General features: G+C 61.4%; 24 protein-coding genes. 8 read left to right on the top strand and 16 right to left on the bottom strand.

What is annotated here, in order from left to right:
- Position 1: 1 nt before the first annotated feature.
- Genes CW360_RS08370 through CW360_RS08395 form a run of 6 tightly spaced genes read right to left on the bottom strand, consistent with a single transcriptional unit; the run spans position 2 to position 6775 of the window.
- Positions 2–1639, bottom strand: a complete 1638-nt coding sequence (locus CW360_RS08370) for a BatD family protein (protein ID WP_425439754.1) — start codon at positions 1637–1639, stop codon at positions 2–4.
- Positions 1636–3372: a VWA domain-containing protein gene (locus CW360_RS08375; RefSeq protein WP_101193377.1), complete on the bottom strand. Its 1737-nt coding sequence runs from the start codon at positions 3370–3372 to the stop codon at positions 1636–1638. The genes CW360_RS08370 and CW360_RS08375 overlap by 4 nt, the downstream gene beginning before the upstream one ends.
- Positions 3369–4370 carry a VWA domain-containing protein gene (locus CW360_RS08380; protein ID WP_101193378.1) on the bottom strand — a complete coding sequence of 334 codons (1002 nt, stop codon included), beginning with the start codon at positions 4368–4370 and terminating at the stop codon, positions 3369–3371. Before CW360_RS08380 ends, CW360_RS08375 begins: the two co-directional genes overlap by 4 nt.
- Positions 4363–4878 (bottom strand): DUF4381 domain-containing protein, encoded by a 516-nt coding sequence (locus tag CW360_RS08385; protein WP_101193379.1) that lies wholly within the window; start codon positions 4876–4878, stop codon positions 4363–4365. The genes CW360_RS08380 and CW360_RS08385 overlap by 8 nt, the downstream gene beginning before the upstream one ends.
- Positions 4875–5816: a DUF58 domain-containing protein gene (locus CW360_RS08390; RefSeq protein WP_101193380.1), complete on the bottom strand. Its 942-nt coding sequence runs from the start codon at positions 5814–5816 to the stop codon at positions 4875–4877. Before CW360_RS08390 ends, CW360_RS08385 begins: the two co-directional genes overlap by 4 nt.
- Positions 5816–6775 (bottom strand): AAA family ATPase, encoded by a 960-nt coding sequence (locus tag CW360_RS08395; protein WP_093986436.1) that lies wholly within the window; start codon positions 6773–6775, stop codon positions 5816–5818. Before CW360_RS08395 ends, CW360_RS08390 begins: the two co-directional genes overlap by 1 nt.
- A gap of 204 nt (positions 6776–6979) precedes the next feature.
- Between CW360_RS08395 and CW360_RS08400 the strand changes: the two genes are divergently transcribed.
- Together CW360_RS08400 and pap are read left to right on the top strand one after the other, a co-directional pair.
- A complete protein-coding gene (locus CW360_RS08400) occupies positions 6980–11824 on the top strand; it encodes an NAD-glutamate dehydrogenase (RefSeq protein ID WP_101193381.1) in 4845 nt (1614 codons plus the stop codon).
- 102 nt (positions 11825–11926) lie between these two features.
- The gene (gene pap, locus CW360_RS08405) at positions 11927–13423 is read left to right on the top strand and encodes a polyphosphate:AMP phosphotransferase (RefSeq protein ID WP_101193382.1); all 1497 of its coding nucleotides are present in this window, start codon (positions 11927–11929) and stop codon (positions 13421–13423) included.
- 21 nt (positions 13424–13444) lie between these two features.
- Here the strand turns inward: pap and CW360_RS08410 are convergent, their stop codons facing one another.
- The 4 genes from CW360_RS08410 to CW360_RS08425 all read right to left on the bottom strand — a co-directional run bounded on the left by CW360_RS08410 (position 13445) and on the right by CW360_RS08425 (position 15732).
- The gene (locus CW360_RS08410; RefSeq protein ID WP_101193383.1) at positions 13445–14146 is read right to left on the bottom strand and encodes a YebC/PmpR family DNA-binding transcriptional regulator; all 702 of its coding nucleotides are present in this window, start codon (positions 14144–14146) and stop codon (positions 13445–13447) included.
- A 37-nt stretch (positions 14147–14183) separates the two neighbouring features.
- Complete coding sequence (locus CW360_RS08415) at positions 14184–14408, bottom strand: hypothetical protein (RefSeq protein WP_101193384.1); 225 nt, start codon at positions 14406–14408, stop codon at positions 14184–14186.
- Positions 14409–14512: 104 nt separating this feature from the next.
- Positions 14513–14794, bottom strand: a complete 282-nt coding sequence (locus CW360_RS08420; protein ID WP_093986560.1) for a peptidylprolyl isomerase — start codon at positions 14792–14794, stop codon at positions 14513–14515.
- 74 nt (positions 14795–14868) lie between these two features.
- The gene (locus tag CW360_RS08425; protein ID WP_093986561.1) at positions 14869–15732 is read right to left on the bottom strand and encodes a universal stress protein; all 864 of its coding nucleotides are present in this window, start codon (positions 15730–15732) and stop codon (positions 14869–14871) included.
- A gap of 244 nt (positions 15733–15976) precedes the next feature.
- Between CW360_RS08425 and CW360_RS08430 the strand changes: the two genes are divergently transcribed.
- Positions 15977–16579: a MiaE family protein gene (locus tag CW360_RS08430; protein ID WP_093986562.1), complete on the top strand. Its 603-nt coding sequence runs from the start codon at positions 15977–15979 to the stop codon at positions 16577–16579.
- Positions 16580–16650: 71 nt separating this feature from the next.
- Here the strand turns inward: CW360_RS08430 and CW360_RS08435 are convergent, their stop codons facing one another.
- The gene (locus CW360_RS08435; RefSeq protein WP_093986563.1) at positions 16651–16902 is read right to left on the bottom strand and encodes an Lpp/OprI family alanine-zipper lipoprotein; all 252 of its coding nucleotides are present in this window, start codon (positions 16900–16902) and stop codon (positions 16651–16653) included.
- Positions 16903–17127: 225 nt separating this feature from the next.
- Between CW360_RS08435 and CW360_RS08440 the strand changes: the two genes are divergently transcribed.
- Positions 17128–17409: a GNAT family N-acetyltransferase gene (locus CW360_RS08440; RefSeq protein WP_093986564.1), complete on the top strand. Its 282-nt coding sequence runs from the start codon at positions 17128–17130 to the stop codon at positions 17407–17409.
- Positions 17410–17440: 31 nt separating this feature from the next.
- Here the strand turns inward: CW360_RS08440 and CW360_RS08445 are convergent, their stop codons facing one another.
- Both CW360_RS08445 and CW360_RS08450 read right to left on the bottom strand, forming a co-directional pair.
- Positions 17441–18517 carry a 3-deoxy-7-phosphoheptulonate synthase gene (locus tag CW360_RS08445; RefSeq protein WP_093986565.1) on the bottom strand — a complete coding sequence of 359 codons (1077 nt, stop codon included), beginning with the start codon at positions 18515–18517 and terminating at the stop codon, positions 17441–17443.
- Positions 18518–18814: 297 nt separating this feature from the next.
- A complete protein-coding gene (locus tag CW360_RS08450) occupies positions 18815–19234 on the bottom strand; it encodes a PilZ domain-containing protein (protein WP_093986652.1) in 420 nt (139 codons plus the stop codon).
- Positions 19235–19417: 183 nt separating this feature from the next.
- On the opposite strand from CW360_RS08450, the gene CW360_RS08455 reads away from it, so the two are divergent.
- From CW360_RS08455 to cysB, 4 genes are all read left to right on the top strand, one after another.
- The gene (locus CW360_RS08455; RefSeq protein ID WP_101193385.1) at positions 19418–20371 is read left to right on the top strand and encodes a putative 2-dehydropantoate 2-reductase; all 954 of its coding nucleotides are present in this window, start codon (positions 19418–19420) and stop codon (positions 20369–20371) included.
- On the top strand, positions 20358–21260 hold the full coding sequence (locus CW360_RS08460) for a 5'-nucleotidase (protein ID WP_101193386.1): 903 nt from the start codon (positions 20358–20360) through the stop codon (positions 21258–21260). The genes CW360_RS08455 and CW360_RS08460 overlap by 14 nt, the downstream gene beginning before the upstream one ends.
- 42 nt (positions 21261–21302) lie before the next feature.
- A complete protein-coding gene (locus tag CW360_RS08465) occupies positions 21303–21803 on the top strand; it encodes a universal stress protein (protein ID WP_093986568.1) in 501 nt (166 codons plus the stop codon).
- A gap of 177 nt (positions 21804–21980) precedes the next feature.
- Positions 21981–22955 carry an HTH-type transcriptional regulator CysB gene (gene cysB, locus CW360_RS08470; RefSeq protein ID WP_101193387.1) on the top strand — a complete coding sequence of 325 codons (975 nt, stop codon included), beginning with the start codon at positions 21981–21983 and terminating at the stop codon, positions 22953–22955.
- An 81-nt stretch (positions 22956–23036) separates the two neighbouring features.
- Here the strand turns inward: cysB and CW360_RS08475 are convergent, their stop codons facing one another.
- The 3 genes from CW360_RS08475 to CW360_RS08485 all read right to left on the bottom strand — a co-directional run bounded on the left by CW360_RS08475 (position 23037) and on the right by CW360_RS08485 (position 26552).
- On the bottom strand, positions 23037–24632 hold the full coding sequence (locus tag CW360_RS08475; protein WP_093986570.1) for an isocitrate lyase: 1596 nt from the start codon (positions 24630–24632) through the stop codon (positions 23037–23039).
- A 484-nt stretch (positions 24633–25116) separates the two neighbouring features.
- Positions 25117–25923, bottom strand: coding sequence for a secretin N-terminal domain-containing protein (locus CW360_RS08480; protein WP_101193388.1), 807 nt, complete (start codon positions 25921–25923; stop codon positions 25117–25119).
- Entirely contained in the window at positions 25920–26552 is a 633-nt protein-coding gene (locus tag CW360_RS08485; RefSeq protein ID WP_101193389.1) for a DUF7931 domain-containing protein, read from the bottom strand. Before CW360_RS08485 ends, CW360_RS08480 begins: the two co-directional genes overlap by 4 nt.
- Positions 26553–26561: the final 9 nt, after the last annotated feature.

Raw genomic sequence — 26561 nt, forward strand, 5'->3', positions numbered from 1 at the left:
TTCAGCGCGGGTAAAGCGGGGGCAGACTGTTGTCGCTGTTGCCGGACTGGTCTTCGTGCCTGGCTGGCAAGTTGCGCACGGCCTGCCACAACTGTTCGCCGTGCCAATCACTGGCTGCCTCGCTGTACAGCGCGCCATTCAGGCCATCCAGCGCTTGCGAGAGCGCCTCGTAGCGTGCCGCCATGTCGGCGAGGGTTTCGGGTTGTTGGCGAGCCCAGGCATCGAGGGCCTGGCGGGTTTGCTGGGGGTCACCGGCCAGGCAGGCGCGCTTGAGTTCGTCGAGCAGAGTGCGCGGGCTGGGGCCGCTGGGGGCCGTCGCGTTACTGGCTACGGCAGGTTGGCGTCGTGCATGCCACCACAGGGCAAAGCCCAGCAGGGTAGTGCAGGCCAGCACGGCCGTGGCCAGCTGCCAGGTCCACAGCAGCGGGTGCGCAGGCTGTTCGTCCAGTTCGTTGCTGAAGCGTGCCGGTTCGCGCAGCAGTGCCGGGTTGTCCTGTACCTGCAGGACTTCTTCGGCGAGCTCTATGCGCTCAAGGCTGTCAGTTTCGGTGTTCCACCAGTACAGGGTCAGGGCGGGTAAACGCAGTTCGCCGACCTGTAGGGGAATCAGGGCCTCACGTTCCTCGCGGCCACCGATCAAGCCATGTTCCTCGCGCTGGTCGGTGAGGTTCGGCTGGTCAGGGTAGCGGCGTAGATGCTCGGCTTCGCTAATCGGCAGGGGCGGCAGTTGGGCGCTGGATAGTCCTTCGGCCTTGAGCAGCAGGCTGCGGGTGATCGATTCGCCCAGGCGTGCGGCGTCCGGTTGCGGTTGCCAGGCTTGTACCAGGCTGACCTTGCGTGCCGGCAGCCAGGGGGCTCCGGGTGGGTAGCTGGCCGGTTGCGGGCGAACCTGCAGGAGCAAGTCCGGAGCGCGCACATGGCGTCGTCCGCTGCGCCGGCTGAGGCTGTCGCTGTCGGCCAGGGTGGCACTGAATACCTGCCCTGGAATGCGTAGCTCGCCACTCTGCTGGGGATAAAGCGCATAACGCACTTCGATCACGCCATGGCGTATGCCGTTAAGCAGTTTCTCGAAGGTGCGCGGCTCGCCAAGACGTTCGATGCGTGCGCTATCGACCTGTGGAGCTGTCAGGCTGCTGTCATCGAACAGCGAAACCGAGTGATAGATGCGTACGGTGAGGAGGGCCTGTTGCTGTACATAAACCTGGTCCTGCTCCAGATGTGCGTCGATGAATAGCGGTGCCAGGCTGGCTTGTGGGTTATGGTTTTCCTGCACCTGCAACTGCAGGGGCGCGCTGGCCTGTGGTGGATTGCCCAGGCTGGGTAGCTGCAGTAGGCCGCTGCGCTTGGGGAGCAAGGTGATGACCCAGCGCATGCTGGTGCGTGCACTGCCCTCGCGGCTGCTCAGACTGTTCAGCTGACGGCTGGCGAGAATCTCAAAGTCCTTCTCCAGGGGGGACAGGTCGGGACGACGGAACTGCGTGGGGTCATCGGCCTCTAGCGTCAGTTCCAGGGTTTCCCCGGCCTGCAGTACCTGGCGATCCACTTCGGCGGTCAACGCCAGGCTCATGCCGGGCATGGTCAGCAAGGCCAGCCAGAACAGTGGTTTGCCTCGGCGCAGTAGAACAGACAGAAGACTCATGGCTGCGCTTCCTCAGCATGCTGTTGTTGGTACCAGAATTTGCGGCGCAGCAACTCGGCCGGGTCATCCGGCACGTCACGCAGCCATTGTTCGAGCGCTTGCTGCTGTTCGCGGCTGGCCGGGGTGCTGCTGGCCTGGCCGAGTGCGGCGCCGTTTTCCGGACCGGTTGCGCCTGGCGCCAGGCTGTCAGCCTGTGGGCCTGGGCCAGTGCTTTCGTCCGCAGCGCCTGGCTCCGTGGCGTTCTGGGCAGGGCTACCCTGTTGTGTAGGATGGTCGGTTTCCTGAGCCGGTTGGGCCGGTGTGCCGGCTGTGCTGGGCTGATTGGCTGTCGGCGTCGGCGGATCGCTCGGCGGGCTGGCCTGGGTGTCCTGCTGACGACGCAGTGCCAGTAATTGCTCGACCAGTTGCTTGTTGTGCAAGGCCACGCTCAGCTTGCCATCGATTTCCAGCGCCGTTTCGTAGGCATCCAGCGCTGCTTCCAGATCGCCATTGCGGGCCAGGGCATTGCCACGGTTGTAATGATCGGCGGCGTGCTGGCCGAGGGCAAAGCGTTGCGCAGCAGCGACATAGTCGCCGGCCTGGTAGAGCGCATGACCTTGCCACTGTGGATCAATGAAACGCTGTGCGGCCTGTGCAGGCTGGCCTTGGCGCAACAAGCGTATGCCCTGCTGATCGGCGCGTAGCCAGAGGTCCTCCCAGTTCATGGCCTGTGCTGGCGGTGCCAGCAACAGGCCCACTGGCAGAATGAACAGCCAGCCGCGTCGCGCCGCACAGGCGGCCAGCAGTAACAAAGGCAGCAGCAACCAGTGGCCATGATCCAGCCAGACATCCAGGCGTAGTTGCTCGCCGCTGTGACGCAACTGCCCGCCACTGTCGAGCAAGCCCAGAGCGATCAGGTCGCTGTTGCCCAGTTGCAGATTGGTGTAGCGGCCGGCCACTGCCTCGGCCAGGGCTTGCAGGCCCGTTGCGTCGAGACGGGTCAACTGGATGGCACCCTGTGCGTCCTTGCGCAAGCCACCCTGGCTATCCGGTATCGGTGCGCCGGCCTGACTGCCCAGGCCGAGGATCAGCAACTTCTGGCTGTTGCGCCCCAGTCGTTGGCGGATACCCAGCTGCTCCTGAGCGGACAACTCGGCGGTTAGCAACAGCAGGCGGCCGGCTCCGTTGGCACCTTGTTCCAGCAGTTGTTGCGCCTTGCCGATGGCCAGGTCGGCGCGTTGTCCCGCGCGGGGCATGATGTCGGGGTGCAGCGCGTCGAGCAGGTTCAGGCTGGTGTTCAGGTCATCCGAGAGGGGCACTACGCTGTGCGCACTACCGGCATACACGACCATGGCGGTTTGTGCATCGCCACGCAGTTGCAGCAGGTCGGCAATTTTGTGGCGCGCCTGCTGCAGGCGATTCGGCGTGAGATCGGCAGCGAGCATGCGCGGCGTCATGTCGAGGATGATCACCAAAGGATCGTGGCGTTTCAGCTCGTTATGACTCAGCCGCTCTCCGCTGGGCCCCAGCAAGGCCAGGCTGGCCAGTAGCCAGCCCAGCCCGAGGAGCACCCAGGGCAGGCGCTGACGGCCGCTATGGCTGTGCTCCAGCAACCAGGGTTGCAGGGCACGGGGCAGCAGTTGTTGCCATTGCCCATGGCGTTGCTGGCGTTGCCAGAGACGCCAGAGCAGGTAGCCCAGTAATGGCAGTAGCAACAACCAGAGTGGGCGTAGCAGGAAGAACCCGTCGCTCATGCTGATCGCCTCCCGCGTGGCCAGCGCACATTCAGTTGCGGCAGGCAGAGCAACACACTGCCCAGTAGGGCCAGGGCCAGCGGCCAGGGGTAGAGGGGCTGGTTGAGGCGGGTCAGGCTGGCCTGCTGGGCTACGGGCTCGAGACGATTGAGTTGTTCGCCGATGCGTTCGAGGTCCTTACTGTCGCGAGCACGGAAATATTCGCCGCCGGTCAGCTCGGCAATATCGCGCAGGGTCGGCTCATCCAGCTCAAGGGCGCCTGCGCCGGCCAGCAGTCCGGGGCCGTTGGTGGGGGCCTGGGCGCCTATGCCCAGGGTGTAGATGCGTACCTGTTCGGCGGCAGCCAGGCGTGCAGCGACCAGTGGGTCCAGGCTGCCGGCGTTGCTGGCGCCATCAGTGATCAGCAGCAGTACCCGGCTATTTTGCGGGCGCAGGCGCAGGCGTTTGATGGCCACGCCGATGGCGTCGCCGAGTGCCGTTTCGCTGCCGGCAATACCGACCTGTGCCTCGCTCAGCCAATGGCTGATGCTACGCCGGTCATAGGTCAGCGGTGCCTGCAGGTAGGCGCGTGAGCCGAACAGGATCAGCCCCAGGCGATCACCCTGGCGGCTTTCGATGAACGGGGCAAACAGCTGTTGCAGCAAGGCCAGGCGTGACAGGCTCTGGCCCTGCCAGTGCATGTCGGGGTAATCCATCGAGCCGGAGACATCCACGGCCAGTAGCAGGTCGCGGCCACTGCTTGGTACAGGCAGCGGCTCACCCTGCCATTGCGGGCGTGCGGCGGCGCTCAGCAGCAGTAGCCAAATCAGCAGAAAGGGTGTCTGGCGATGCCAGGCGGGCAGATAGCCGCGCGGTACACGGCCGCTCAGTTCGGCCAGTTCCTGCAGAAAAGGCACGCGCAGCGCGGCTTCTTCAGGCGGCGCAGGGGGCAGCACGGCGCGCATCAGCCAGGGCAATGGCAGCAGGCTGAAGATCCAGGGCCAGGCGAACTCAAACATGCTTGCGAATCCAGGTGGCGACGGCCAGTGCCAGCTCATCGATGGCCTTGTCATCCAGCTGGCAGCGACTGCGATAGGCGCCGTCGACCAGCACCATCCAGCGGGTGAGTCCGGCTGCTGGACAGCGGCTGTCGAGGAAGGCCAGCCACTGCCGTCCGCTCAGGGTATGGCTGCCGGCGTCGGGATAATGAGCCAGACATACGCGCTTGAGCAGTTCATTGAGCTGTTGCAGCCAGGGGCCGGCGTCCTGCTGATAGGGCTTGGGCAGTGCCTGCAGCGCCTGCAGCGCAGCCTGGCGCTGCGCATCGAGTTCCTGGGTAATGTTTTCCACTGGGCGCTGGCGTGTCTGCCAGCGCTGCCCTAAACGCCAGCTTGCCCAGACCAGCAGGAGCAACACGAACGGCAGCAGCCACCAGCCGATTGCGGGTGGCCAGAGGCCTATCGGCGCAGCCGGCAACAAGGGCTGGAGCTGCTCCAGCGCCTGCTGTTCCGTGGCGCTCAGGCTCATGGCGAAGGCCTCCCTTGCGCGAGGTGCTGCTTGAGCTGATCGAGCAGAGGGCTGGCACTGCTCAGCGGCAGCAGCAGCACGCCCAGTTGCTGGGCCAGGCGCTCCCAGCGCGCCTGGCGATTGCTCGCCTGAGCTTGCCACTGGCGTCGCAAGGCGGGTTGCTGGCAGTCCAGGGTCAGACTCTGCTCACCCTGGCAAAAACGCAGCAGGCCGGCCAGTGGCAGGGCATGCTCAAGGGGGTCGGAGATCGGCATGAGGATCAGGTCGTTGTGGCGCGCCAAGAGAATCAACTGCTGTTCGACCGTTTCATTCAGTGCGCGTTCATCACAGATGATTGGCAGCAGGCTGCCTGGGCGCATGACCTCTCGACTGCGCCGCAGCGCCTGGGTGAAGGCTTCCGCATCTTCGCGCGGATTATCTTGCAGGCTGGCATTGGCCTTGGCCAGGCGCGCAAGCAGTTGCAGCAGGCTTTGCTTGCTGCGGCGTGGACGAACTTCCTGAGGTGCCAGACAGCCGAAGACCAGTCCTCCGATCCGATCGTTGTGTTCCAGTGCCGACCAGGCAAACAGGCTCGCCGCCTGTGCCGCCAGCACGGACTTGAACAGCAACTGGCTGCCGAAAAACAACCGCGGGCTTTGTTCAACCAGAATGAATACCGGGCGTTCGCGCTCTTCGTGGAACAGCTTGGTGTGCGGCTCCTGGCTGCGTGCGGTCACGCGCCAGTCGATACTGCGTACATCATCGCCCGGCTGGTATAGGCGTACCTGGTCGAAGTCTACGCCACGCCCACGCAGCCGCGAGTGATGCAAGCCGATCAGCGGGCTGCGCCGGGCATTGCTGGAAAACAGCTGCACCTCGCGCAGTTGGTGACGCATATCGATCAGCTCGGCCAGGCTGATCTGGCAAGGGCTGGCAGGCAAGGCGCTGTGTCGGCTCATCAGCCCACGGCAACCCGATCGAGAATGCGCTGGATGACCCGGTCCTGGTCGATGCCGGCCGCTTCGGCCTCGAAGGAGAGGATCAGGCGGTGACGCAGTACGTCAAAGAGTACCGCCTGGATGTCTTCCGGGCTGACGAAGTCGCGGCCAGCCAGCCAGGCGTGCGCGCGAGCGCAACGGTCCAGGGCAATCGAGCCGCGCGGACTGGCGCCGTAACTGATCCATTCGGCCAGCTCGCTGTCGTACTTGGCAGGGGTGCGTGTGGCCATTACCAGTTGCACCAGGTACTCCTCCACGGCGTCGGCCATGTACAAACCGAGGATTTCCTGGCGCGCGGCAAAGATCGCTTCCTGGCTGACCTTTTGCGGGGCTTCGGCCTCGCCGTGCAGGGCCTCGCCACGTGCCTGCTGGAGAATCTTGCGCTCCACCGCGGCATCGGGAAAACCGATGCGCACATGCATGAGGAAACGATCGAGCTGGGCTTCCGGCAGGGGATAGGTGCCTTCCTGCTCGATCGGGTTCTGCGTGGCCATGACCAGGAACAGTGGCGGCAGCGGATAGGTACAGCGACCCACCGAGACCTGGCGCTCGGCCATGGCCTCGAGCAGCGCTGACTGCACCTTGGCGGGGGCGCGGTTGATCTCGTCGGCCAGCACCAGGTTGTGAAAGACCGGCCCCTGCTGGAAGGCGAAGCTGGCGGTTTCCGGGCGGTAGATCTCGGTGCCGGTGATATCCGCCGGCAGCAGGTCGGGGGTGAACTGGATGCGGTGAAACTCGGCTTCCAGGCCTTCGGCCAGCTCCTTGATGGCGCGGGTCTTGGCAAGCCCCGGCGCGCCCTCGACGAGCAGGTGGCCGTCGGCCAGCAGGGCAATCAGCAGTCGCTCGATCAGACGTTCCTGGCCGAGGATCTGGGTTGAAAGAAAATGTCGCAACGCGACAAGCGCTTCACGGTGTTCCATCGCTAAGCTCTGCTGGGCGGAATGACTGGCCGGTCACTGTGGGCGGCCGTTTTGATTGCGCCACTGTAATGCAATCGCCCTGCTCTGGACTAATGTTCAGCCTGGGGACTGTGCAAGTGATCATGTCTCTGGCGCCGTTGGCGGCACCAGAGACATGGCCGCCGCCAGTCTCCGTATTCCCTTCACGGTAAATGGAGCCTCACCATGACCTTTTTCACTGCCGCCAGTAAGGCTGACTTCCAGCACCAACTGCAAGGAGCCCTGGCGCAGCATGTCGACGAACAGGCGCTGCCACAAGTAGCGCTGTTCGCCGAGCAATTCTTTGGCATCGTGGCCCTTGATGAGCTGTCGCAGCGGCGGCTGGGCGACCTGGCGGGCGCCACCTTGTCAGCCTGGCGTCTGCTGGCGCACTTCGATCCTGCGCAGCCGATCGTGCGGGCCTTTAATCCGGACTACGAGAAACATGGCTGGCAGTCCACGCACACGGCTATCGAAGTGCTGCATGGCGATATCCCGTTTCTGGTCGACTCGCTGCGTATGGAACTCAACCGGCGTGGCTACAGCATCCATACCCTGCAGAACAGCGTGTACAGCGTGCGGCGCAATGCGGCTGGCGAGCTGCTCGAAGTGTTGCCGCGTGGCAGTAGCGGAGAGGAAGTGCGTCAGGAGGCGCTGATCTATCTGGAGATCGATCGTTGTGCCAGTGGCGCCGAGCTGCATGCGCTGGAGCAGGGACTGCTTGATGTGCTGGGCGATGTGCGTCTGGCCGTCGCCGATTTCGCGCCGATGCGTGCGCGCGCGCAGCAACTGCTGGCCGGCCTGGACAAGGCGCGCGGCAAGGGTGCGCCTGCCGAATTGGAGGAGGTCAAGACCTTTCTTGCCTGGCTGTTGGACAATCACTTCACCTTCCTGGGTTACGAAGAGTTCACGGTGCATGAGCAGGCGGAGGGCGGCTGCCTGGTCTATGACGAACAGTCGTTGCTGGGCCTGTCGCGTTTGCTGCGTAGCGGATTGAGCGAACAGGAGCGACATATCGAGCCGCAGGCGCTTGCCTACCTGCGCGAACCACAGCTGCTGTCCTTTGCCAAGGCGGCGGTGCCGAGTCGGGTGCATCGTCCGGCCTATCCGGATTTCGTCTCGTTGCGTGAGTTGGACGGCAAGGGGCAGGTGGTGCGTGAGTGCCGCTTCATGGGGCTGTACACCTCCACGGTGTACGCCGAAAGTGTCCGGCGTATTCCTTTCATTCGCCTGAAAGTGGCCGAAATTACTCGGCGCTCCGGCTTCGAGAGCAGTGCGCACCTGGGCAAGGAGTTGGCTCAGGTACTTGAAGTGCTGCCGCGCGATGATCTGTTCCAGACCCCGGTGGACGAGTTGTTCAATACCGCTATCGCCATCGTGCAAATCCAGGAACGCAACAAGTTGCGCCTGTTCCTGCGGCGTGATCCCTACGGACGCTTTGCCTATTGCCTGGCCTATGTGCCACGCGATGTGTATTCCACCGAAGTGCGTCTGAAGATCCAGCAGATCCTGATGGAGCGTCTGCAGGCCAGCGACTGCGAGTTCTGGACCTATTTCTCCGAGTCGGTGCTGGCCCGTGTGCAGTTCATCCTCAAGGTGGACCCGCGGCAGTCGCCGGTCATTGACCCGCAACGCCTGGAGCAGGAAGTGATCCTGGCTTGTCGCTCCTGGCAGGATGATTTTGCCGGCCTGATCGTGGAAAGTCTGGGCGAGGCCCAGGGGACCCAGGTGCTGGCGGACTTTCCCAAAGGCTTCCCGGCCGGTTATCGCGAGCGTTTTGCTGCGCACTCGGCGGTGGTCGACATGCAGCACCTGCTCGGCCTCGACGAGCAGCGTCCGCTGGCCATGAGTTTCTACCAGCCACTGGCGCACAGCGGTGGCCAGCTGCACTGCAAGCTCTATCATGCCGACACACCGCTGCCGCTGTCGGATGTCTTGCCTATTCTCGAGAACCTCGGCTTGCGTGTGTTGGGTGAGTTTCCCTACAAGCTACGGCGTGCCGATGGCCGGGAGTTCTGGATTCATGATTTCGCCTTTATCACCGCCGAAGGCGTGAAGGCGGATATCCAGCAGCTCAACGACACCCTGCAGGATGCCTTCGTGCATATCGTGGCTGGTCAGGCGGAAAACGATGCCTTCAACCGCCTGGTCTTGAGCGCTGCGATGCCATGGCGCGAGGTGGCCTTGTTGCGTGCCTATGCGCGCTATCTCAAGCAGATTCGCCTGGGCTTCGATCTCAGCTATATCGCCGCCACGTTGGTCAATCATGCCGAGATTGCCCGCGAGCTGGTGCGTCTGTTCCGTACGCGCTTTTATCTGGCGCGCAAGCTGTCGGCCGAAGACCTGCAGGACAAGCAGCATAAGCTGGAGCAGGCGATTCTCGCTGCGCTCGACAATGTGGCGGTACTCAACGAGGACCGCATCCTGCGGCGCTATCTGGACCTGATCAAGGCCACCCTGCGCAGCAACTTTTTCCAGAGCGCTGCCGACGGCCAGGCCAAATCCTACTTCAGCTTCAAGCTCAGTCCGCGACTCATTCCGGACATTCCCAGACCGGTACCGAAGTTCGAGATTTTCGTCTACAGCCCACGCTTTGAAGGCGTACACCTGCGCTTTGGCGATGTGGCGCGTGGCGGTCTGCGCTGGTCGGATCGCGAGGAGGATTTCCGCACCGAGGTGCTGGGCCTGGTCAAGGCCCAGCAGGTGAAGAACGCGGTGATCGTGCCGATGGGCGCCAAGGGGGGCTTCGTGCCGCGACGTTTGCCGCCAGGTGGCACGCGCGATGAAGTCCTCGCCGAAGCGATTGCCTGCTACCGGCTGTTCATCAGCGGTCTGCTGGATATCACCGATAACCTGCGCGAGGGACAGATTGTCGAGCCAGAGGGCGTGGTACGCCATGATGCTGACGATCCCTATCTGGTGGTGGCCGCCGACAAGGGCACCGCGACTTTCTCGGACATTGCCAATGGCATTGCCCGCGACTATGGCTTCTGGCTGGGCGATGCCTTTGCCTCGGGTGGTTCGGCTGGCTATGACCACAAGGGCATGGGCATTACCGCCAAGGGCGCCTGGGTGAGTGTGCAGCGTCATTTCCGCGAGCGTGGTATCGACGTGCAGAAAGACCCGATCACGGTCATCGGTATTGGTGACATGGCTGGCGATGTGTTCGGCAATGGTTTGCTGCTCTCGGAGAAATTGCAGTTGGTGGCTGCGTTCAACCACCTGCATATTTTCATCGACCCTGATCCGGATGCAGCAAAGAGCTTCGTCGAGCGCAAGCGTCTGTTCGAGCTTCCGCGCTCATCCTGGGCCGACTATGACGCACAGCTGATTTCCGCAGGGGGCGGGGTTTTCCTGCGCAGCGCCAAGAGCATCGCCATCACTCCGCAGATGCAGGCACGTTTTGCGATCCAGGCCGAACGCCTGGCGCCCAATGACCTGATCAGCGCATTGCTCAAGGCACCGGTAGACCTGATCTGGAACGGCGGCATCGGCACCTATGTCAAATCGAGCAAGGAGAGCCATGCCGATGTCGGCGATAAAGCCAACGATGCGCTGCGGGTCAACGGTTGCGAGCTGCGCACCAAGGTGTTTGGTGAAGGCGGCAATCTGGGAATGACCCAGCTAGGGCGGGTCGAGTTTGGCCTGGCAGGGGGCGCCGGCAACACCGACTTCATTGATAACGCGGGTGGTGTGGACTGCTCCGACCACGAAGTCAATATCAAGATACTGCTCGGTGAGATCGTCGCGGCCGGTGACATGACCGAGAAGCAGCGCAACCAGTTGCTGGCGCAGATGACTGACGACGTGGCGGCACTGGTGCTGGCAAACAACTACAAGCAGACTCAGGCCCTGTCCCTGGCCGAGCGTCGCGCCCGTGAACGTTTGCCGGAATACAAGCGTTTGATGGCAGCTCTGGAAACAGCTGGCAAGCTGGATCGGGCCCTGGAGTTCCTGCCCGGTGACGATGAGCTGAACGAGCGTGCCGCCAATGGCCGGGGGCTGACTCGGGCAGAGCTGGCGGTACTGATTTCCTATAGCAAGATCGATCTCAAGGAGGCGTTGCTCAGGTCCAGCCTGGTGGATGACGGCTATCTGGTTCGGGAGATGCGCACGGCCTTCCCGGCGCGCCTTGGCGAACAGTTTGCTGAGGTGATGCAAGGGCATCGCCTGAAGCGGGAAATCATCAGCACGCAGGTTGCCAATGACCTGGTCAATCACATGGGCATCACCTTCGTGCAACGCCTCAAGGAGTCGACCGGCATGGATGCGGCCAGTGTGGCCGGGGCCTATTTGGTGGTGCGTGACGTATTCCGCCTGCCGTACTGGTGGCAGCAGATCGAGGCGCTGGACTATCAGGTTCCCGCTGAGCTACAGCTGCAGCTGATGGATGAGCTGATGCGTCTGGGACGTCGCGCTACCCGCTGGTTCCTGCGCAGTCGCCGCGACACGCTGGATGCGGCACGCGACGTGGCGCATTTTGCGCCCCGTGTAGCGGAGCTGGCTGGCAGTCTTGATCAGCTCCTCGAAGGACCGGCGCGCGAGCAGTGGTTGGCGCGTTTCCAGAGCTATGTCGAGGCGGGGGTTGCCGAGCCGTTGGCGCGCCTGGTGGCAGGCACCAGTCACCTGTACACGCTGCTGCCGATCATCGAGGCAGCGGATGTCTGCGGGCGTACGCCGCAGGAGGTGGCCAGTGTGTACTTTGCCGTGGGTGGTGCACTCGAGCTGTCCTGGTATCTGCAGCAGGTCACTAACCTGCCGGTGGAAAATACCTGGCAGGCGCTGGCGCGCGAGGCGTTTCGCGATGACCTGGATTGGCAGCAACGGGCGATTACCGTGGCGGTATTGCAGTGCGAGGAGCCGTGTGCCGAACTGGAGCAACGCCTGGCCAGCTGGTTGCAGCAGCATCAGCCACTGGTCCAGCGCTGGTTGGCCATGCTGGCTGAGCTGCGTGCTGCCAGTAGCGTCGACTATGCCATGTATACCGTGGCCAGCCGCGAACTGATGGACCTGGCGCAAAGCCAGGGTTGAACGCTGTGCGGCGGCGGGTTGATGGCCCGTCGCCGTGCAGTACTGGCCATTGCCTGGGGCATTGCGTAGGCTCGTTGCTCATTGCCTTGCGGGGAGTACAGGATGTTCGAGTCTGCCGAAATCGGCCATGCCATCGATAAACAGAGTTATGACATCGCGGTGGCCGATCTGCGCGAGGCCTTACTCGAAGCGCAGTTCGAGTTGCAGCAGCACAAGCGTTTTGCCGTGCTGATTCTGATCAATGGCATTGAGGGGGCTGGCAAGGGCGAAACTGTCAAACTGCTCAACGAATGGATGGACCCGCGTGGCATCCAGGTAGAGAGTTTCATGGCGCCCACCGATGAGGAGTTGGAGCGGCCTGCACAGTGGCGCTTCTGGCGCAAGCTGCCGGCCAAGGGGCGCATCGGCATCTTCTTCGGCAACTGGTATAGCCAGATGCTCCAGGCACGTGTCGATGGACGCATCAGCAATGCCCGTCTGGATCAGGCGATCCACAATACTGAGTGTTTCGAGCGCATGCTCTGTGACGAGGGCACACTGATCTTCAAGTTCTGGTTCCATCTGTCCAAGCAGCAGCTCAAGGCGCGCCTGCAGAGCCTGGAGCAGGATCCGCAACGCAGTTGGCAGATCAGCCAGCTGGACTGGAAGCAGAACCGCGTCTACGACAAGTTCGTCAAATTTGGCGAGCGGGTACTACGGCGAACCAGTCGCGACTATGCGCCCTGGTATGTAATCGAAGGGGCGGATGCCAACTATCGCAGTCTGAGTGTCGGGCGCATTGTCCTGGAAGGCTTGCAGGCCGCCCTGCATCATCAGGAACGCCGGCAGCGCAACCCGCATTCCGCACCGTTGGTGCATAGCCTGGATAATCGCAGTCTGATCGACAGCCTGGATCTTCGCCTGCAACTCAGCAAGGAGGAGTATCGCCAGCAATTGGCCAGCGAGCAGGCCAGGCTAGCCTTGTTGATGCGTGACAAACGGATGCGCAAGCATGCGTTGATGGCGGTTTTTGAAGGTAACGATGCCGCTGGCAAGGGAGGCGCGATTCGCCGCGTGGCCGAAGCGTTGGATCCGCGCCAGTATCGTATCGTGCCGATTGCCGCGCCGACCGAAGAAGAGCGGGCGCAACCCTATCTGTGGCGATTCTGGCGACATGTTCCGGCACGCCGGCAATTCACTATCTTCGATCGCTCCTGGTATGGCCGGGTACTGGTGGAGCGAGTCGAGGGCTTTTGCGCGCAGGCTGACTGGCTGCGCGCCTACGGCGAGATCAATGATTTCGAGGAGCAGTTGCATGACGCCGGCATCGTGCTGGTGAAGTTCTGGTTGGCGATTGATCAGGATACCCAGCTCAAGCGCTTCGAGGAGCGGGCGAGCATTCCCTTCAAACGCTACAAGATTACCGAGGACGATTGGCGTAATCGGGAGAAGTGGCCGCAGTATGTCGATGCAGTGGGCGATATGGTCGATCGCACCAGCACCGAGCTGGCACCCTGGACGCTGGTGGAGGCCAATGACAAGCGTTATGCACGCATCAAGGTCCTGCGAACCCTCAATGCAGCCCTGGAAGCAGCCTTTGCCCGTGACGGCAAAGGCTGAGTGGCTTGCGCAGGCGTCAGGTCAGACGCTCAGACCGACGTAGACGTTCTGAACATCATCGTGGTTGTCGAGTGCTTCAAGAAAGGCTTCGACTTCTTCCAGTGCGCTGCCACTGAGGGTGACCGGGTTCTTGGCGCGATAGCCAAGCTTGGCCGAGTTGACGGTAAAGCCATACTCGGGTAAGGCGCGGCACACGGCGTCCAGATCGGTGGCTTCGGTGTAGAACAGGCTGTCGCTGTCTTCGCTGGCCTCGAAATCCTGGGCGCCAGCTTCGATGGCTGCCAGCTCCGCATCGGCTTCTGCGCTGTTGGGTGTGGCTTCGATCATGCCCAGGTGTTCAAAGTCCCAGGCTACCGAGCCGGAGGTGCCGAGCTGACCTTTGCGAAACAGTACGCGGATCTCGGCAACGGTACGATTGACGTTGTCGGTCAGGCACTCGACGATCAGTGGCACCTGGTGTGGCGCAAAGCCTTCGTAAAGGGTGCGCTCGTACTGGATGATCTCGCCGGACAGTCCCGCGCCTTTCTTGATGGCGCGCTCCAGCGTGTCCTTGGGCATCGAGGCTTTCTTGGCTTGCTGCACCGCTAGGCGCAGCTTGGGGTTCATGTCCGGGTCGGCGCCGTTACGCGCAGCGATCATGATTTCCTTGACCAGCTTGCCGAACAACTTGCCTCGGGCATTGGCGGCGGCTTCTTTGGGTTTGGCTTTCCACTGGGCACCCATGGTGTGTCTCCCTGGCAGTCGGTTGGTGAGGTGGGCTTCAGCGCTTGCCCATGGAACGACGCGAGCCGCGTGGCGCGGGGCCCGGGCGTTGGTCGTGGTTGCTGTTCTTGTCGTTGCCTGGCCAGGCAGTCTTGGCGTCTTTCTTCGGCGCGTAGGTGTCGGCAGCAAAGGGAAAACGGAAGGGCGCGCTGGCAGATTGCGGGGTGGGGGAGGTCTGGGTAGCGGCCTGTTCGGTGGGGCCAGGCGGAGTGGAGCGGGGCATGGGCACGTCCTGTAACAGCCAACAAAGGCGCGCATTATACGCGTAGCAATGGCTGCTGGCAGCGTATTGCCGTTGCGTCGTGCTGACGCAACGGCAAGTGCGCTTCAGTCCTGACGGCTGGTGACTTCCAGCAGGTGGTAGCCAAACTGGGTGCGCACCGGACCCTGCACAGTATTCAGCGGTGCGCTGAAAACCACGGTGTCGAACTCTTTGACCATCTGGCCGCGGCCAAAGGTGCCCAGATCGCCACCGTCACGGGACGAGGGACAGGTGGAGTGCTGACGGGCGATTTCGGCGAAGTCGGCACCGCCTTCGATGGCGGCTTTCAGTTCGTTGCAGCGTGCTTCACTGGCAACCAGGATATGACGGGCGCTGGCGCGGGCCATAAGGTTATTCCTTGAATAGTGGGTGAATGAGGGCTAACGCGCTCGCCACGTCAGAGGACGGGCGAGCCTCTGGGTCAGCGCTTGGCGACCAGGTCTTCCAGATGCTCAAGGGCATCCTGCGGCTTGAGTACCAGTACATCGCTTTCCAGGGCGTCTAGCACGACTTCCGCGGTGTTGCCGATCAGTGCACCGGACAGTCCGGTTCGCGCCACGGTGCCCAGTACGGTTACCACGGCCTTGATCTGGCTGGCTACATGGGGGATCAGTACGTCTGCCGGGCCTTCGGCGATGTGCAGTTGGCTATCGCTGAGCGCGTACTGCTCCTGGAAGCTCTTGCAGCTTTCGCGGTAGCGGCTTTCGATGGTGTCCTTGAGCTGGAAGGTCGGATCGGCTGCAGAGAGCATGGGCGAGGGGTGCGCGCATACCACGTGCAACTGGCCTTTGGCCATGTCGGCCATGTCGTTGCAGTGGCTGACAATGCTCGCATGCAAGGTACGGTGCTCGCTGTCACTGTTGCCAACATCCACGGCCGCGAGGAAGTTGCCTCCGGTCCAGGGCGTGTCGGTCTTGACCATCAGTACCGGAGCTGGGCAGTAGCGCAGCAGTTTCCAGTCCTCCGGAGTCAGCAGGGCTTTCTTGAGGGGGTTATCCGGGTAGTGCTGCTTGATGACCAGTCCGCAGCCTTCGGCCTGCTGGGCGGCAATGATGGTTTGGTATTGGTTTTCCAGCCAGGACTGCTGGCTGCTCACTGAGTAGCCCTCCTCGCTCAGGCCGGCGCACAACTCGGCAAGATAGGCCGCATGGTCATGCTTCTTCTCGCAGACCAGCAAATGCAGGTGCGACTGGGTCACGCCGGCGATCAGCTTGGCACGCTTGAGCGCCAGGCCTTCCGGGCGGTCGGGCTCCATTACCACCAGAATGCTGCGGATGGCATGCATATTCCTATCTCCTTAAGTACGAATGGCTTATAGCTGTATCCAATATAGGCAGTGAGCATCGCAGGCAGGTTGATATATATCAAGCCAGTGAAGCTGCCGCGGCCAACTACTGACCGTATAATGCGCTGCCTTTGTGAAGCCTGCCACTTCACTGTGTTATCGAGTGTAAACGCTGGGTTTTAGTGCAACGGCCCAGTCGCTGGAGGAGACCTGCGTGATGCCCCCCGAGACAGCAGCAAGCCCCATGCTTGAGGAGATTTTGCAGTTCCTTGGCGGCCTGGCGACTCCGCCAGCCTGGATTGAACGTGCGCTGGTCGAGCAGGAAACGCTACTCCTGGATCATCGGACGCTGGAGTTCAAGGCGGCACAAACGGCCTTGAGCCTGATGGGCCGCTACCTGACACGCAGCGAACTGGCTGCGCGGATGTCGCGTCTGGCACGCGAAGAATTGGTGCATTTCGAGCAGGTCACGCGGATTATTCGCCGGCGCGGTATAGAGTTGCGCCATGTGACGGCATCACGCTATGCGTCGGGCCTGCGTGAACAGGTACGCAAGAACGAGCCGGAGCGACTGGTGGATACGCTAATCGTCGGTGCCTTTATCGAGGCGCGTTCCTGTGAACGTTTTGCCGCGCTGGTGCCGCACCTGGATAACGAACTGGCCAAGTTCTATGCCGGGCTGCTGGAGAGCGAGGGGCGTCACTACCAGGGCTATTTGCAGCTGGCTTTGCTGTATGGCGATGCGGGTGATGTGGCGCAGCGCATCGAAGTGATCCGCCAGGTCGAAAATCACTTGATTGCCAGCGTTGATGAGCAGTTTCGTTTCCATAGCGGTTTGCCCGCCTGAACAAGAAGACTCGCTCAATAAAAAAGCCGACCTGGTTGCCCAGGTCGGCTTTTTTTATAGCCGGGAGGCTATTACTTGCGGCTGGCTTTTTCCAGCATACGCAGAGCGCGCTCGTTGGCTTCGTCAGCAGTTTGCTGAGCCTTCTGAGCAGCGGCCAGAGCGTCGTCGGCCTTGCGGTAGGCTTCGTCGGCACGAGCTTGAGCGCGGGCAGCGGCGTCTTCGGTAGCGGTCAGGCGAGCTTCTGCTTCTTTGGACAGGCTGCTGCAGCCAGTAGCCAGAACGGCAGCCAGAGCCAGGGCGGACAGTTTCAGAGCGTTGTTCATCGTTTTCCCCTTAAGGTGGTCTTTCCATATGGGTAATTTCTCCATATGGAGAAATCAGCCGGCGTACATGCTACCTGTTTCTTTTAGTAAGTAAACGGAGCCAAGGCAAGCCGTGCAGGTTTTTTTCTTAAATTTCTCGATTGCCGGAGTTGACTGGCGCCAGTAAGTCGGTGTTCTACAATGGCGATAGCTCGCAGTGCGTAAAACAAGGAGATCATGACGAACATGGCAAGGCGTTTTGACATTACCCACGATCTGGCTGCCCATCAGTTTGAAACGCAGCTCGATGGTCATCGCGCTTACCTGGCCTACATGGATCTGGGTAAGGCAACACTGGATATCTACCGGACTTTTGTGCCGGATGCCTTGCGTGGTCAGGGGGTCGCCGCTGCATTGGCTGAAGCGGCGTTGAACTATGCCGAGAGCAGCGGCTATACGGTGATCCCTTCCTGTTCCTATATCGAGCGCTACCTGCAGCGGCGCCAGCGTTCGCGTCACCTCGAGTAGGGCAGGCACATCGCGCCTGCCCTGTCAGGGATCAATCACGCTGCCGCTTGGGCAGTACATCCTTCAGCTTGTGATGCATGCTGCGGATGCTCTTCTCGGTGGTGTCCCAGTCGATGCAGGCGTCGGTAATCGAAACGCCGTACTTGAGTTGACAAAGATCCTTGGGAATCGACTGGTTGCCCCAGCCCAGGTGGCTTTCCACCATCAGGCCGACAATCGACTGGTTGCCTTCGGCTATCTGGTTGGCCACGTTATCCATGACCAGCGGTTGCAGGGCTGGATCCTTGTTAGAGTTGGCGTGGCTGCAATCGACCATGATGTTCGGGCGAATGCCGGCCTTGGTCAGTTCCTGTTCGCACAGGGCAACGCTCACCGAATCATAGTTGGGCTTGCCATTGCCGCCACGCAGTACCACGTGACCATAAGCGTTGCCCTTGGTGGTGACGATGGAAACACCGCCCTGCTGGTTGATGCCCAGGAAACGATGTGGGCTGGATACCGACTGCAGGGCATTGATGGCCACGGTCAGGCCGCCGTCGGTGCCGTTCTTGAAGCCGACGGCCGAAGACAGGCCGGAGGCCATTTCACGGTGGGTTTGCGATTCGGTGGTGCGTGCACCGATGGCTGACCAGCTAATCAGGTCCTGCAGGTATTGCGGGGAAATCGGGTCGAGCGCTTCGGTGGCTGTCGGCAGGCCCATTTCGGCGAGGTCGCGCAGCAGTTGGCGGCCGATGTGCAGGCCATCCTGGATTTTGAAAGAGTCATCCAGGTAGGGGTCGTTGATCAGGCCTTTCCAGCCCACGGTAGTGCGCGGCTTTTCGAAATATACGCGCATGACCAGAAAGAGCGTGTCGGCTACTTCAGCGGCCAACGCCTTGAGGCGCTCGGCATACTCATGGGCGGCCTTGATATCGTGGATCGAGCAGGGACCAATGACCACGAACAGTCGATGGTCCTTGCCATCGAGGATGTTGCGGACGACTTCACGACCATGCGCGACAGTCTGCAGGGCCGCCGGCGTGAGGGGAATCTCGCGCTTGAGCTGCTCGGGGGTGATCAGGGTTTCATTGGAGGCGACGTTCAGGTCATCTATCGGTAAATCAGCCATCGTGCTCATCATCTGGTCAGGGTCGTCGAGGGGCTCTTGCACGCGGAGGTTGTGATTGGGCAGCACTGGTAAAGGTGTTAGGGCAGGCTGGATGTTGCAGAAAACGGCATGCGCAAAACGACGTGTGGCAGTGAGGCCGATAGGACAACCCATGATGTGCAAGTAGCTCAAGCGTTGTGCTGGCACAGCGCCAGGCTGGAAGCCAGCCAAGCCTGAACCTTAGCGCGTCGCAGGCGTGCTCGACAATGACCAAAATGTACCTGACGATGGCCTGGTAGGGCTTAGTTGAACAATGGGTCAGATAAAGCTGGCGCGGGCGAACTCAGCGGCGTGTCGAGTGATCCACTCGTGGGCCATGCTCTCGCTATCGAGTGGTTGGCCGCGTAGCTGCTCCTGCTCACGCCGATAATGTTCGATCTGGCAGATCTGCTCGACCATGCGGGCACGAAACAGGGTGTCTTCGTCGAGGAAGGCGATGCCAACCAGAAAGGCGTCAGCCTGGCGTCTGCACCAGGCTACTACGCCACGGTAGCGCGCCTGTTCGCCGAGTGCCGGAATACGTAGCTCTACGGCGCTGCCGCGTCGAAAGCGTCGCGAGCTGTTGCAGGCCAGACCGCCTAGGCTGATGTTGCAGAGTTGTTGGCGACTGATCGGTGGCAGGCGCCGCAGGCGCAGTTCTACCGGCATATCGCTGGGGTGGCGCAGGTAAGTACGCATGCTCATACCCTCCCATTTGAGCCAGTTATCGGCCTGGGATGTCTGCAGTTTAGTGGATGGATGCGCAAGCGGCTGTTGCACTTTGGTCGAGCCGCCTTGGTCTGCTGTGGCAGACTAGTTGTTGCTTGCCGGCAACGCATTGCCGAGGCATGCAACGAAATGGCGAGACTGAAGGGGACACTGATGAGTGAACAGGCAGGGCCGCGCATCGGCATTGTCGGGGCAGGGGCCATTGGCGGCTTCTACGGGCTGTTATTGGCGCGTGCCGGTTTCGATGTGCACTTTTTGTTGCGCAGTGATTACCCGGTTGTGCGCGAGCAGGGATGGCATCTGGAGAGTTGCAGCCTGGGCACGCTCTGCCAGCCGGTCAAGGTGTATGAGGATGCGGCAGCCATGCCTCGTTGTGACTGGCTGTTGCTGGCCTGCAAGACCACCAGCAATGCCGAACTGGCGCCGCTGCTGGCACAGGTTGCGGCGGACAATGCCCGGGTCGTCCTGCTGCAGAACGGTCTGGGCGTCGAAGAGGCAGTGCGTCCTCTGTTGCCTGATTCGTTGCACCTGTTGGGCGGGCTGTGTTTTATCTGCGTGCACCGCGCCGCTCCAGGCAAGCTGGTGCATCAGGCCCAGGGCAGCATAAGCCTGGGTTATCACAGCGGGCCGGGTGAGCAGGGTGCGGCGGTGCTTGCTGAAGGTGTGGCGCTGTTGCGTGCGGCTGGTATTGATGCGCGTGGCGTTGCCGATCTGCAGCAGGCGCGTTGGCAGAAGTTGGTCTGGAATGTGCCTTTCAATGGCCTGTCAGTGGTGCTCAATGCCCACACCGGAATGCTGCTGGGGAATCCGGCAACGCGAGAACTGGTGCAGACGTTGATGGAGGAGGTCATTGCGGCCGCTGTCAGCGCCGGATGCACATTGCCTGCCGGCTACGCGCAGACGCTACTCAAGGTGACGGAGAACATGCCGGACTACTGGCCGAGCATGCACCATGATTATCGTCATGCTCGCCCGCTGGAGTTGGCGGCCATCTATGCGCAACCGCTACAGCGGGCCCGCGCCATGGCAGTGGAGATGCCCGCGACGCGCATGTTGTACCAGCAGCTGGAATTTCTTCAGGAGGGCGCCGTCGATGGCCAGCCTTGATGAGCAACTGGTGTTGGCGATTTCTTCACGGGCGCTTTTTGATTTGAGTGAAAGCCATCGAATCTATGAGTCGCAGGGCGTTGAAGCCTATCGCCAGTATCAGATCGATAACGAGGAACAGGTATTGGCGCCCGGCGAGGCGTTTCCTTTGGTGCACAAGCTCCTGGCGCTCAACAAGCGTCTTGGGCGGCAGCGTGTCGAGGTCATTCTGGTGTCGCGCAACAGTGCCGATACCGGGCTGCGTATCTTCAACTCCATCGAGCACTATGGTCTAGGGATCAGTCGGGCAGCCTTTGTGGGAGGGCGTAGCCCTTATCCCTATCTGGCGGCCTTCGGCTGTCACTTGTTTTTATCCAGTCATGCAGAGGATGTTCGCAGTGCGCTGGATGCCGGTTTTGCGGCGGCGACACTGTTGCCCGGAGGCGTACGGCGAGCCGAGAGTCATGAGTTGCGTATTGCCTTCGATGGCGACGCCGTGCTGTTTACCGATGCCTCGGAGCGAGTCTTTCAGCAGGATGGCCTGGCCGCTTTCCAGGCGCATGAGCGCACTGCAGCAAGACAGCCTCTGGAAGGCGGTCCTTTCAAGGCCTTTCTGGCGGCACTGAACCAGTTGCAGCAGGAGTTTTCCGTCGAGGACTGCCCGATTCGTACGGCCTTGGTCACGGCGCGCTCCGCACCGGCCCATGAACGGGTCATTCGTACATTACGGGCCTGGGATATTCGCCTGGATGAGTCGCTGTTTCTTGGTGGCTTGGAAAAATCGGCGTTTCTCGAGGCATTTGCCGCCGATCTGTTTTTCGATGACCAGACCGGCCATTGCCTGAAGGCCAGTCAGGTGGTGGCGACGGGGCATGTACCGCATGGCGTGAGCAACCCGCCGCAACCCTGACTAAGCTGTCTGACAGGCCAGTCAGGATGTCGAGGAGGCCAGATGGTTCGCTCTATTCTCTATGCCACGGACCTAGGGCTTTACGCACCCTACGTATTGCAGCATGCGCTGAGCCTGGCGCATGCCTATCGTGCCGAATTGTACGTAGTGCATGCGGTGGAGCCGATGGGGTTGTTTGCCGAGTCGGTGCTGCAGACCTACCTTGATCAGGAGCGCCTGCAGGATCTGCGTGGTGGTGGGTTGCATACCGTGATGTGCAACATCGAGCAGCGTGTGCTGGAGGCTTTCCGCGAGGAAATGGCCGAAGCGGTACAGGACATGTCGATGATCAGTGCGGTGCATGTGCTGCAGGGGGATCCACCGCAGGTGATTCTTGATGAAGCGCATAAGCTGGGCGCTGACTTGCTGGTGCTGGGCAGCCACAGCCATGGAGCGCGCTTGGATATACCGCTGGGACGTACCGCAGCGCGTGTTCTGCAGTTGTCCGAGGTGCCGGTGTACCTGGTGCCGATGTTGCAGCATCGCGGGCGCGGTGAGCTGTAAGCGCTTTGCTCAGGAACTTTGTCGCTATGTGGCTCTCCATGCAGGCATGGTTGTACGGAATCATCGCGACGATAAGGATTAAATCGTCTAAATTGTCTTTTTAAACCAATTCAAAGGTTATAAAAGAGCGGCGCCGCCAGCAGGCGGCCGCGTCCGTTCTGTTGCCGAGGGATGCACATGAAACTGCAGCAATTGCGCTATATCTGGGAAGTGGCCCATCACGACCTCAACGTGTCGGCTACAGCGCAGAGCCTGTTCACATCGCAACCGGGAATCAGCAAGCAGATTCGCCTGCTGGAAGATGAGCTGGGCGTGGAGGTTTTTGCGCGCAGTGGCAAACACTTGACCCGGGTGACCCCGGCGGGCGAGCGGATCATCACTACCGCCGGAGAAATCCTGCGCAAGGTGGAAAGTATCAAGCAGATTGCCCAGGAGTTTTCCAACGAGAAGCGCGGCACACTGTCGATCGCCACCACGCATACCCAGGCGCGTTATGCATTGCCTCCGGTGATCAGCAGTTTCATTCGGCAGTACCCTGAGGTGACCTTGCACATGAACCAGGGGACGCCCATGCAGATTGCCGAGATGGCTGCCGATGGCACTGTCGATTTCGCCATTGCCACCGAAGCGCTGGAGCTATTTGGCGATCTGGTAATGATGCCTTGCTATCGCTGGAATCGCTGCGTGATCGTCCCGCAGGGACATCCACTGGCCAGTTTGCCCAAGCTGACCCTGGCTGACCTGGCTGAGCATCCTCTGGTGACGTATGTGTTTGGCTTTACCGGGCGTTCCAAGCTGGATGACGCCTTCGCCCGTGAGGGGCTTACGCCAAAGGTAGTGTTTACCGCAGCGGACGCCGACGTGATCAAGACCTACGTACGTCTGGGGCTGGGCGTGGGCATCGTGGCGGGTATGTCTGTGGATGCCAAGCTCGACAGTGACCTGGTGGTGTTGGATGCCAGTGAGTTGTTCGAGGCCAGTGTCACCAAGATTGGCTTTCGCCGTGGGACTTTCCTGCGCGGTTTCATGTATGACTTCATCGAGGCTTTTGCACCGCACCTGACGCGCGAGCGGGTGAATCAGGCGGTGCAGTGCCATAGCAAGGCGGAAGTCGACGAGTTGTTCGCGACCGTCAAGCTACCGGTGCACTGAGTGCTACAGGCACAAAAAAACCCGGCGAGCCGGGTTTTTTTGTGTTGCTGACGTCTCCCGAAGGAGACGTCGAACCTGTTCTTAGTGGAACTGGTTCATGGTGTTGTCTTTACCGCTTGCCTTCAGAGCCGCTTCGCCAGCGAAGTACTCTTTGTGGTTGTCGCCGATGTCGGAGCCAGCCATGTTCTGGTGCTTGACGCAGGCGATACCCTGACGCAGTTCCTGACGCTGAACGCCTTTCACGTAGGCCAGCATGCCCTGGTCGGCGAAGTAGCCTTTGGCCAGGTTGTCGGTCGACAGAGCGGCAGTGTGGTAGGTCGGCAGGGTGATCAGGTGGTGGAAGATGCCGGCGTGAGCAGAACCGTCGCGCTGGAAGGTACGGATCTTCTCGTCAGCGATCTGAGCCAGTTCAGTCTCGTCGTACTCGACGCTCATCAGCTTGGCGCGGTCGTAGGCGGAAACGTCCTTGCCTTCGGCGACCATGGCATCGAATACCTGCTGGCGGAAGTTCAGGGTCCAGTTGAAGGACGGGCTGTTGTTGTAAACCAGCTTGGCGTTCGGGATGACTTCGCGGATGCGGTCAACCATGCCCTTGATCTGGCCAACGTGCGGCTTCTCGGTTTCGATCCACAGCAGGTCGGCACCGTTCTGCAGCGAGGTGATGCAGTCCAGTACGCAGCGGTCTTCGCCAGTACCAGCGCGGAACTGGAACAGGTTGGACGGCAGACGCTTCGGACGCAGCAGCTTGCCACCGCGGTTGATCACGACGTCACCGTTGCCTAGGTCGGAGGCGGCAACTTCTTCGCAATCCAGGAAGGAGTTGTACAGGTCGCCCAGGTCGCCCGGCTCTTTGGTCACGGCGATCTGCTTGGTCAGGCCAGCACCCAGGGAGTCGGTGCGCGCAACGATTACACCGTTGTCGATGCCCAGCTCGAGGAAGGCGTAGCGAACGGCAGCGATCTTGGCCAGGAAGTCAGCGTGCGGAACGGTGACTTTACCGTCTTGGTGACCGCACTGCTTCTCGTCGGAAACCTGGTTTTCGATCTGGATGCAGCAAGCGCCTGCTTCGATCATGCGCTTGGCCAGCAGGTAGGTGGCTTCCGGGTTACCGAAACCAGCGTCGATGTCGGCGATGATCGGGACGATGTGGGTTTCGTAGTTGTCGATCTGGTTCTGGATCTCGGCAGCCTTGGCGTTGTCGCCGGCAGCGCGGGCAGCGTCCAGAGCGGTGAACAGCAGGTCCAGTTCGCGGCTGTCAGCCTGACGCAGGAAGGTGTACAGCTCTTCGATCAGGTCGGAGACGGCAGTCTTCTCGTGCATCGACTGGTCCGGCAGCGGGCCGAAGTCGGAACGCAGCGCAGCAACCATCCAGCCGGACAGGTACAGGTAGCGCTTGTTGGTGGTGCCCAGGTGCTTCTTGATGGCGATCAGCTTCTGCTGGCCAATGAAGCCGTGCCAGCAACCCAGCGACTGGGTGTACTTGGACGAGTCGGCGTCGTACTCGGCCATGTCCTTGCGCATGATGTCGGCGGTGTACTGAGCGATTTCCAGACCGGTCTTGAAGCGGTTCTGAGCGCGCATGCGGGCGACAGATTCCGGGTTGATAGCGCTCCAGCTGCTGCCAGCGGCTTCTTTCAGCGCGGCAACGGCCTTGATGTCGTTTTGATATGCGGACATGGTCAATCCTTCAGAAAATATGTTTGGTTGAGCACCGACTACCCAGGCACGCGGCAACAGGGCTGCTGTGTAGGGCGGCTTCCGCGGATCGAAGAGGGGACAACCTGAACCTGGCTGGCGCTGACAAGGAGGGGGACGAACAGTATCGAGCGCGGATTTTGATTGTTCAGAAAAACTTGCCGGCTCGTGGGTGCCGTTGGGTGTAGCTGAACTTTACCGTGCATCGGGCTGATACGTGATGACGCTTCCCCGTCCCTCAGGACAACTTGGTTCCAGTCGCAACCTCGTCGAACGGCCTTGTGGGCTGTGTCAGACACGAATCGGCAAGCCAGTACGGCAGGCCGATCTGGAGGTTCCTGACGGAAACCCCAGGCTAGCGGGAGCGGCGCAATGATGCGCCTCTGTGCGCGCTCAGTCAAACCTTTTGTAGTGCCTTTGGTCGCTGCACTACAAGTGCGCAGTGGCCGTGCCAGGGCCCTGCAGGTCAGTCGAGTGCTTCGACCTTGATGCGCAGCCCCATGTCCTGGCTGCCCTGGGTGCTGTGCTGGCGCAGGAAGGCCGAGTCATTGCCGCTGCGCTGCTCACTGATACCGCCCAGGGTGATCCACTCGCCGAGACGACCGCTGATGCGTGTGTCAGTCAGCTGCGTGTCGATGCTCCCGGGGTGTTGCTGGCTGAGTCGATCGTTGTGACTGCTCAGAGTAATGTGCACCAGCTCGCCGCTCAGCGTTGCGGTCACGTAGATGCCGCGGGTGACATTGCGGTATTCGGTGCTTTGGTAAACCTGTCCGTAGGGGCCTGTGCCGCGTTGTTGCAGGGGCACGCTCTGGCCAGTCTGGATCAGTGCCGGATACCCCTCGCTGGCCTGGATCTGCTGCAGGCCGCCACTGCGGCTTTGCGTGCTGCGGTTGATGATACGCACCTGATCATTGCCGTGACGTTCGCCGCGCCCGCTGATGACCTCGACATCGCCGATGCGCGCGCTGCCATCGACCCGATAGCCCTGGTCGTGCTGCTGCAGGCTGTCCTGCGTATCGACACTGATCAGCAGGCGGCGAGCCGGGCGGTCCAGTTGTTGCAGCAGACTTTTCAGCTCTTCGATGCGTTCACTGGGCGCATTGACGATCAGCTGGTTGCCGTAGGCGGTGACGCGCCCCTCATGGCCGAGTACCGAACGGGCAACTTCAATGACATCCTCGGCCATGCGGTTGTTAAGGCTGATGGCTTCGGTGGCCGCCAGGCTCAGGCTGCTGGCAAAGGTCAGGAACAGGGCGAGCAGGCCAGCTTTCACAGTAGAAAACTCCGCAGTTCAGGATCGCTTTGGCTGGTGTTCCAGGCCTGCTCGAATTGCAACAGGCGCTGGCGAACACGTGCCGGTTCGTTGTATTGCACATAGCCGGTCGGCAGGTTGGGCTGAGGGCGGGTCAGCAGGGCGCAATCATCGACCAGTAGGAAGCAGATGTCTTCGGCAGGATAGTCCGGGTGCACGCGGCGAATCTGCAGGTTACTCGACAGGCGGCGTGCAAGGTTGAGCAAGCGGTGGCCTTGTTTGACGATCAGGCTGCTGTCGCGCAGCAGGATGCGCAGGCTGTTCTTCGGGCTGGCCAGCAGGAAATTCTTGCAGGCTTCCTGCACGCTGCGGTGATCGTACAGCCAGGGCTCCAGATTGTGGCTGTACAGGCACAGGCGAAAACGTGCCTGCTGAAGCAGAGTCAGCGCATGCTGGCAGGCCTGCTCGGGACTGCTGAAACGTTTCAGCCCCGCTGGCAGAGCTGGCTGTGCACTACTGCCGCTGGCGGGCAGACCAGGGGTTGCCGGACTTGCAGGGTTGTGGATGCTGAAGCGTCCGGGTGATTGGAAGTCGATAGCCGGCAGTTCCGGGCTTTCGGCGTCCTGCGGGCTAGCGTCTTCTTCGTGCATGGCGGGGCC

The sequence above is a fragment of the Pseudomonas fluvialis genome (assembly GCF_002835605.1).
In the GTDB taxonomy this organism is placed as follows: Bacteria; Pseudomonadota; Gammaproteobacteria; order Pseudomonadales; family Pseudomonadaceae; genus Aquipseudomonas; species Aquipseudomonas fluvialis.